The sequence below is a fragment of the bacterium genome (assembly GCA_022616075.1).
In the GTDB taxonomy this organism is placed as follows: Bacteria; Acidobacteriota; HRBIN11; order JAKEFK01; family JAKEFK01; genus JAKEFK01.
In genome coordinates this window covers 1-7411 of record JAKEFK010000043.1, presented here as the reverse complement: position 1 = coordinate 7411, position 7411 = coordinate 1, and the positions used below count along the sequence as shown (strand labels likewise).

The window sequence follows — 7411 nt, the reverse complement described above, 5'->3', positions numbered from 1 at the left end:
CCACTCGCACGGCATCTTCTTTTTGCATAATGGAGGGTCCTACATAAACATGGAATCCACTGTGTTTCCAGGTACGCATCTTTGCGATCAGTTCGGCACCGCCAGCTCTGAGGTCGTGCATTTACAGGCGCGCCATCCAAATATCGGCGCAAGTCTTCGGCCAGGGATTTCGCAGACTCGTATCTTCTTGCCGGATCCTTTTCCAGACATTTCATCACGATGCTTTCCAGGTCCGCCGGTACATTCAGGCCTTTCTTGCGAAAGGTCTCGGGATCATCTTCCAGAATGGCCTTTAAAACGGCATGGCTACTTCCACCGGTAAACGGGACTTTTCCGGAAAGAAGCTCGTAAAGAGTGACTCCCAGACTGTAGACATCGGTTCGCCGGTCCAAACCAGAAGTGTTTCCCAACACCTGTTCGGGACTCATGTAGAGAGGCGTTCCGATCACTGCTTTTGTTTGTGTAAGTCCTTCGGAATGAATCTCGCGGGCCAATCCAAAATCGACAACATACAGATAGAACGATCCATCCCTGGTTTCCACCATAACGTTCGTAGGTTTGATATCCCGGTGGATGATGCCGGAACGATGCGCTTCGTGCAATGCTTCTGCAATCCGCCGAACTAAATCTACTTTCTGTTCAAGGGTGAGTTCCTGGGATACATCCTTCAGTGTTTTGCCCGGAATGTACTGCATTGCGATGTAGGCTCGGCCGTACTGCTCGCCGGCTTCAAAAATCTTGCAAATGTGCGGGTGATCAAGCTTGGCCTGGGACCGACTCTCGCGTAAAAGCCTTTCGCTGTATTTTGCTTCCGTATGATCCATGAGCTTGAGGGCAATCGTGCGTTGCAACGATGAGTCATAAGCCCTGTAGACGTGGGCCATTCCACCCGATCCGATCTGTTCCAGGTCGCGGTATTTTCCGAAAGACGTCAGCGGTTTTCCGAAATCGGGAGGCTTTGCGTGGGCAGGTTCCATGTCACGATTCCCTTCCTGATCAGCCAGGCCGATCAAACGATCCATGGAACTCTGAGCCTTTCTGCAACAGGGCATCTATTGTGATAGTTCCATCGGCGAATAGCTTGTCCAGGCGCAATTCTTCTTCCGTGGAGTCCGAAGGATCCGGAGTAGTTTCCGGCAACAGACCTGCATCACGCAGGCGGCGAATCGATAGCAATCCCTGCTTCCATGCTTCGATCACAGGCTCCGTTCCCAATCAAAATCCATTGATTTAACCTTTCAGGATTGCGATGAAATTATACAACGGGCATGCTCTGCATTTGCTGTCGGTTACTCTCCATTCTCTGTAGCCTATCTTAATCGGGAGATAATACGATCCAGGAATTTTCGATCAATGACACGCATCAGAGTGACTTGATTCCCGTCGGTCCGATAGAGAACCCGAAAATCACCGCTCCGCAGGCGATAGAGAGGAAAAGAAAAGCCCTTTAATTTCTTGATCCGGCTTGCTTGGGGAAACGGATTCTTTGCTAATGTCTCGATATCCTTGGCGATTTGCTTTTGCAATGGAAGAGACAAGTGCTCCAGGTCTGAGCGCGCCTGCTTGGTTAATTGGAGAGAAAAACGACTCACTTCTTATTCAGGTCAGCCAGGTAGGTGTCGAATGGCACTAAACGTCCTGCCTTGCGATCCGCTTCGGCTTTTTCAATCATTCTCTTTACCTTGGGACTGTGCTCAAGAATGAAGTCTTCCAGGTCTTCCTCTTTGAGCGCCACAAGAGATGCCGCGGGCTTGCCACGGTAGGTGATGATGATCGCCTGTCCTTTTCGAACCTGCCGAAGCAGCTCATTCGTCCTGTTCTTAAGATCCACTGTATTCGCAACCTTCATTATTTTCCTCTCTAATAACGCTATTATAATAGCTGGCTATTTTAAGATCAATCGAGGAAGGCGTCGGCATTCACTTTTGTATCCGGTTCTGCACGATTCAGAGCCAGCTTAACTCCCAGTCAATCTTGCCGCTGCGTAATCTTCCCGATTGGTGGCCTTGCTGGATTCCCGTAATGCAATCCAATACGCCGACTAGAATCGTAATCAATTCAAACAGGAGAGTCATATGTATGGAATTTAGAAAGCAATTAGCGCTTGGTTTGTTGGTCTCGCTTGCATTCATTTTTCCTCTCTCTACAACGCAAGCTTCTGATGAGGGAGCCGAAAAGATGGCTCGATCTGTGATGATTTACCGTGATGCTTATGGTGTGCCCCATATCTACGGACCTACAGATGCGAGCGTAGTGTTCGGCTACATTTACGCACAGGCCGAAGACAATTTCTGGAAAGTTGAAGATAACTATATTCGCGTGATTGGGCGGGCTTCTGAAGACTACGGCGATGATAGGCTGGATGGAGATTTGGTTGTGCGTGCGCTTGAAATACCTGGCCGTTCTCTGGAGGAATACCGGAATGCAAGCAAACGCACACGAGAGATATGTGATGCCTTCGCTGATGGGCTTAACTATTTCCTGGCAAGTCATCCCCAGATCAAACCGCGCCTGCTGACTCGGTTCGAACCATGGTATCTCCTGGCCTTTTATCGCGAAGAAAAGAGAGAGCAGTTTGATTTCACAACGGGATTGGATCTCACAGAAGTGCGCACGGCCATTATCGAGGAGACGTCCGCGAGGCCAATCAAACCGGTCGCGAATCAAAGTTATCCGCCGCCAATTTCACAACAGGGGCTTGCACATTTTACCAGAGGCTCAAATATGTGGCTCATCAGCCCTGCCCGAAGCGCATCAAATCAGGCGATGCTTTTCGTCAATCCTCACATTGAGCTCGGTGAGGTCTATGAAGGACACCTGCATAGCGATGAGGGATTGAACGTATCCGGCGCTAATTTCTTTGGGGGAGTTGTTCCGGCCGTCGGACGCAATGAATTTCTGGGCTGGAGTCTCACCACGAATCTTCCGGATGTAGCGGACGTGTACATCGAAAAATTTGACGACCCCAAAAATCCACTTCGATACGCTTACGGCAGCGGTTATCGCACGGCAACTGAATGGACCGAAAAAGTAAAGATCAAGAGCGATAAAGGCGTTGTAGAAAAGCGCTTTAAGTTTCGCAAAACGCATCATGGCCCGATTGTGGCCGTGCGCGAAGGGAAAACATTCTCCATCAGAATCGCCAAAATCGAGGAGGGTGGATTGCTGGATCAGTTTTTTGCGATGGCCAAAGCGCGCTCGTTGAAAGAATTCAAGGCTGCTGTGGGTCGTCTCAACCTCGTCAATCACAACGTTGGGTATGCCGACGGTGAGGGAAACATATACTACGTCTACAACGGGACGGTTCCGCGGCGCTCTACAAAGTTCGATTGGACAAATCCGGTGGATGGCAGCAATCCTGAAACCGAATGGAATGGCTATCATGAGCTGGAAGAGTTGCCTCAGCTTCTAAATCCTAAAAGTGGTTTTTTACAGAATTGTAATTCGTCTCCTTTCATGACAACGACTGCAGGAAACCTGGTCAACAAAGATTACCCTGCATACATGGTGCAGGAGGAAGAGGAGAATGGATCGGCTATGATTCACCAGGTTGCAGGCCACCTGCGTGCGGGGATCTCGCTGCGCATATTGTCGAGTAATGATAAATGGACATTTGAAGAATTGGCCAGGGCGGCTTTCGACACAAAGGTAATCGATGCCGAGACCAGAATACCGGAGCTTGTAAAGGAATGGTCAAAACTGAAGCAAACGGATCCGGAACGGGCCGCAAGAATCGCCGACGCAGTTGCAGATCTTGAAGCCTGGGATCGTGTTTCCACTATCAACTCAAAAGCCATGACTCTATTTAATTTCTGGCACGCGCGCATGTTTAAACTTACAGACGGACTCATCATGATGGGACCCGCGACTGAGATTGAGAAAGAGCCGTTGTTGCAGATTCGCGCGCTGGAAGAAGCGATGAAGGAACTGGAACAGGACTGGGGTACGTGGCAAGTGGCCTGGGGCGAAGTCAATCGTATGCAGCGGCTAAGACCGGGTGGCGACGAATCGTTTAGCGATGGCCGGCCGAGTTTGCCAGTGGCAGGAACACAAATAGGCACGATTTTTAGCTTCTACACACCTATTCCAGAGGATCGAGCTAAGGGGCAGAAACGACTCTATGGACTCGCTGGAAACTCGTATGTCAGCGTCGTTCAGTTCGGTCGTCAGATCGAGGCCAGGTCACTTCTTGATTTCGGAGTAAGCGGAGATCCTGCTTCACCACATTATTTCGATCAAGCTCCCCTCTACGCCAAAGGTGAATTCAAACCATCGTGGTTCACATTGGACGAAATCAAAGCCCATCTCGAGCGCGCATATCATCCTGCAGAAGAGCCGCCGAAGAATCAAAAGGCCGATCCTAAAGTCAAGCAATACACGATCGAACAATTCCTTAAGACAACAAAAATAATGGATAGTTCTTTTTCTCCCGATGAACAGTCGATTCTGTTTTCCAGTAACAAGACAGGAATTTTCAATACTTTCTCTATTCCTATTGCCGGCGGTAGCCCCCAGCAGTTGACTCATTCCCACACCGATAGCATTTTCGCCGTCTCCTATTTTCCGGACGATTCGCGCGTGCTCTACAAGCACGACCGTGACGGCAACGGTTTGGATCATCTGTACGTATTGGAAGTCGATGGAAAAGAGCGCGATCTGACACCAGGCGAAGAAGTTTTTGCCCAGTTTCTTGGTTGGAGCAATGATCGAAAGTCTTTTTACTACGCGACCAACGAGCGCGATCCACGTTTCTTCGATATATATAAATTGACTACAGAGAATTTCCAGCGGGAAATGTTGTTTCAAAACAATGTCGGTTATGACTTCGGAGCAATATCGAAAGATGGAAGGTATATCTCTCTGATTAGGTCCAACAACAGCACGGTAGATACCGATATCTTCCTCTACGATGCGGGAACGAAACAGATGAAACACATCACACCGCACAACGGGGAGATTTCTTTCTTCCCTCAATGTTTCGATGTCGACAATCGCTATCTCTATTACCTGACAGACGACGGAAGTGAATTCTCGTACCTCGCGCGTTACGATTTGGCCGCGGACAGCAGGGAGACGGTTGAGAAAGATAAATGGGATATTTTGTATATCTACTTCTCGCGCACTGGAAAATATCGTTTGGTCGGGACCAACGAAGATGGCAACATCCGAATAAAGATTTACGATGAGATAACCGGTAAACTGATTGCTCTGCCGGGTTTCACTGACGGCAATATTACAGACGTAAATATCTCCAACAGCGAGCGCCTGATGTCTTTTTACTTCAACGAAGATCGCAGTCCTAACAATCTTTACATCTACGATTTTGAAAAAAAGGCTGCGCGAAAGCTAACAGATAGCCTCAATTCGGAGATTGATCCCTCCAGCCTTGTTGAATCGCAGGTAGTGCGTTACAAGTCCTTTGATGGGCTTGAAATTCCATCCATTCTCTATAAACCTGTTCAAGCCGGCCCGGATCGAAAAGTACCTGCACTGGTTTATGTTCATGGGGGTCCCGGAGGGCAAACAAAAAAAGGGTATAACGGAGTCATTCAATTTTTCGTGAATCATGGCTATACGGTGCTGGGCATCAACAATCGTGGAAGCTCCGGTTATGGGAAGACATTCTTCATGGCGGATGACAGGAAGCATGGACGCGAGCCATTGTGGGATTGTATCGAAGCGAAGAAATATCTTACGTCGCTTGGCTATGTGGACTCATCGAAAATAGGGATCATCGGGCACAGCTATGGCGGATACATGGTGCTTGCGGCACTTACTTTTACGCCGAACGAGTTTGCAGTGGGTGTTGATATTTATGGAGTTTCAAACTGGATCAGGACACTTGAATCCATGCCGCCTGAATGGGAACCGGTTCGGGAGTCGCTATATAAAGAGATCGGCGATCCCAGGACAGACGGGGCCGTTCTGAAAGCGATTTCACCACTCTTTCATGCAGATAAGATCAAAAGACCTTTGATTGTGTTGCAGGGCGCGAATGATAAGAATGTTCTTCGGTCCGAGTCGGATGAGATTGTTGGCGCTATCAAAAAGAATCAAGGTGTAGTTGAATACGTGCTCTTTCCTGACGAAGGCCATGGTTTTAAGAAAAGAGAAAACGAAATCCGCGGATACAAGGCCATTCTGGATTTTCTCGAACTGCATTTGAAAGGGGAATCGCCGATTCCAAATTCCTAAACCATGGACACGCAGATCGCCCGAGCGGAAACTGTTTCTATAGAGTATTCAGGAAAGCGATCAGCGCGTTTCGATCTTCCAGGGAAAGATTGAGTCCAAATCGGTGACCGGGAACAGCGCGATGTTTGCGTAAGGTTGTTATTCGTGTATAGCGGGGCAATATGACAAGCGCCACACCCGGTTGTATCAAACACTTTCTGGCTGGCTTCAATACGGCGAAATCGAACGCGTTCGCATCCAGCAGCAAGAGCGCCAGCCTGCGTCTCAGCAGAGCAAGTGTTTTGTTGCGACTGCAGTTTACGGTTCGGAGCTTGCTCCGGAAGCTCTCAACGTCATTCTTGTCGCTTTTAAACAAGAGTAAAAAAATAGCAGATAAACCGGATTAAAGGATAGAGCGGATATCTTCTTTATATGAGCTTCATCCCGCCTATCTCCCTCATCCGGCCTATCCCCTAATTTCTTTTTTCGTTTTCAGCTGCGCCTTTGCCGCGCTGGTCTCCGCGTTCCTGTGTGGAACTTGGTAAAGTGGCAAATCTAGCAAGAGACGGGATGAATGTCAAAAAAGTTGCTCTGTAGCGGCCTTCGACAAGTTTGAATAGGCTTGAGATCAAACTTCAAACCACTCCGAAGTGCGAGCCACCCGCCAGCATCCAAAGGGAAGTTTTCTTGACACCACCCCGGTAGTGGGTGTATCTTACCGGTATATTTATCGGTGGAACATATCGTGGGAAAAACGCGAGAATCAAATGAACGGATCGAATTCTATTTCCCTGTTGGCGCCGGAATGAAAGTCATATCATCAGTCGATTTATAAAGCCGCGACTCAGCCCATGTAATAAAAAAGATGGTATGGTCTTTGCTCTCATCCATTTTCAGATATGCGATCTCGTCGTCCTCGGAGTCAAGTTTTATGGGAAGTTTTTCAAAGGTTCTTCCGCCATCATGCTCTTGAAGATGGATTCACTGTTGGAAGCGTACACATAATTAGGGTTTCGCGGATCGAAATCGGCTATTGGTCCAGAGCCGGAGCCGTAAAAACTTGTTGGTACATTCGCGCGAGTCCAGTTGATTCCACTATCCTTACTGAGCCAAACTCCATCGATTTTAGGCGCAATGTTGTCCTGAATGCCGGACCTTACATCATTCGGAGTGTTTTATCGATGGCGGCTGCGCTATTTTCGGATGCACCTTCGCTCGAACCCTACGGTGAAACAAT

5 protein-coding genes are annotated in these 7411 nt (G+C 48.5%); 1 reads left to right on the top strand and 4 read right to left on the bottom strand.

The window, feature by feature from the left end; all coding sequences use genetic code 11:
• The 3 genes from L0156_03815 to L0156_03805 all read right to left on the bottom strand — a co-directional run.
• On the bottom strand, positions 1-1022 hold a 1022-nt coding region (locus tag L0156_03815; protein MCI0602116.1), incomplete at its 3' end, for a serine/threonine protein kinase.
• Positions 997-1215 (bottom strand): hypothetical protein, encoded by a 219-nt coding sequence (locus tag L0156_03810; protein MCI0602115.1) that lies wholly within the window; start codon positions 1213-1215, stop codon positions 997-999. The genes L0156_03815 and L0156_03810, both read right to left, overlap by 26 nt.
• Before the next feature lie 373 nt (positions 1216-1588).
• Positions 1589-1849 carry a type II toxin-antitoxin system prevent-host-death family antitoxin gene (locus tag L0156_03805; GenBank protein MCI0602114.1) on the bottom strand — a complete coding sequence of 87 codons (261 nt, stop codon included), beginning with the start codon at positions 1847-1849 and terminating at the stop codon, positions 1589-1591.
• Between the two features lie 230 nt (positions 1850-2079).
• On the opposite strand from L0156_03805, the gene L0156_03800 reads away from it, so the two are divergent.
• Positions 2080-6195, top strand: a complete 4116-nt coding sequence (locus L0156_03800; protein MCI0602113.1) for a penicillin acylase family protein — start codon at positions 2080-2082, stop codon at positions 6193-6195.
• A gap of 37 nt (positions 6196-6232) precedes the next feature.
• Here the strand turns inward: L0156_03800 and L0156_03795 are convergent, their stop codons facing one another.
• Positions 6233-6550, bottom strand: a complete 318-nt coding sequence (locus L0156_03795) for a hypothetical protein (GenBank protein ID MCI0602112.1) — start codon at positions 6548-6550, stop codon at positions 6233-6235.
• Positions 6551-7411: the final 861 nt, after the last annotated feature.

Excerpts from the sequence above, each read along its gene's own strand:
- L0156_03805 (MCI0602114.1), bottom strand. The coding sequence starts at position 1,849 with ATGAAGGTTGCGAATACAGTGGATCTTAAGAACAGGACGAATGAGCTG.
- L0156_03800 (MCI0602113.1), top strand. The coding sequence starts at position 2,080 with ATGGAATTTAGAAAGCAATTAGCGCTTGGTTTGTTGGTCTCGCTTGCA.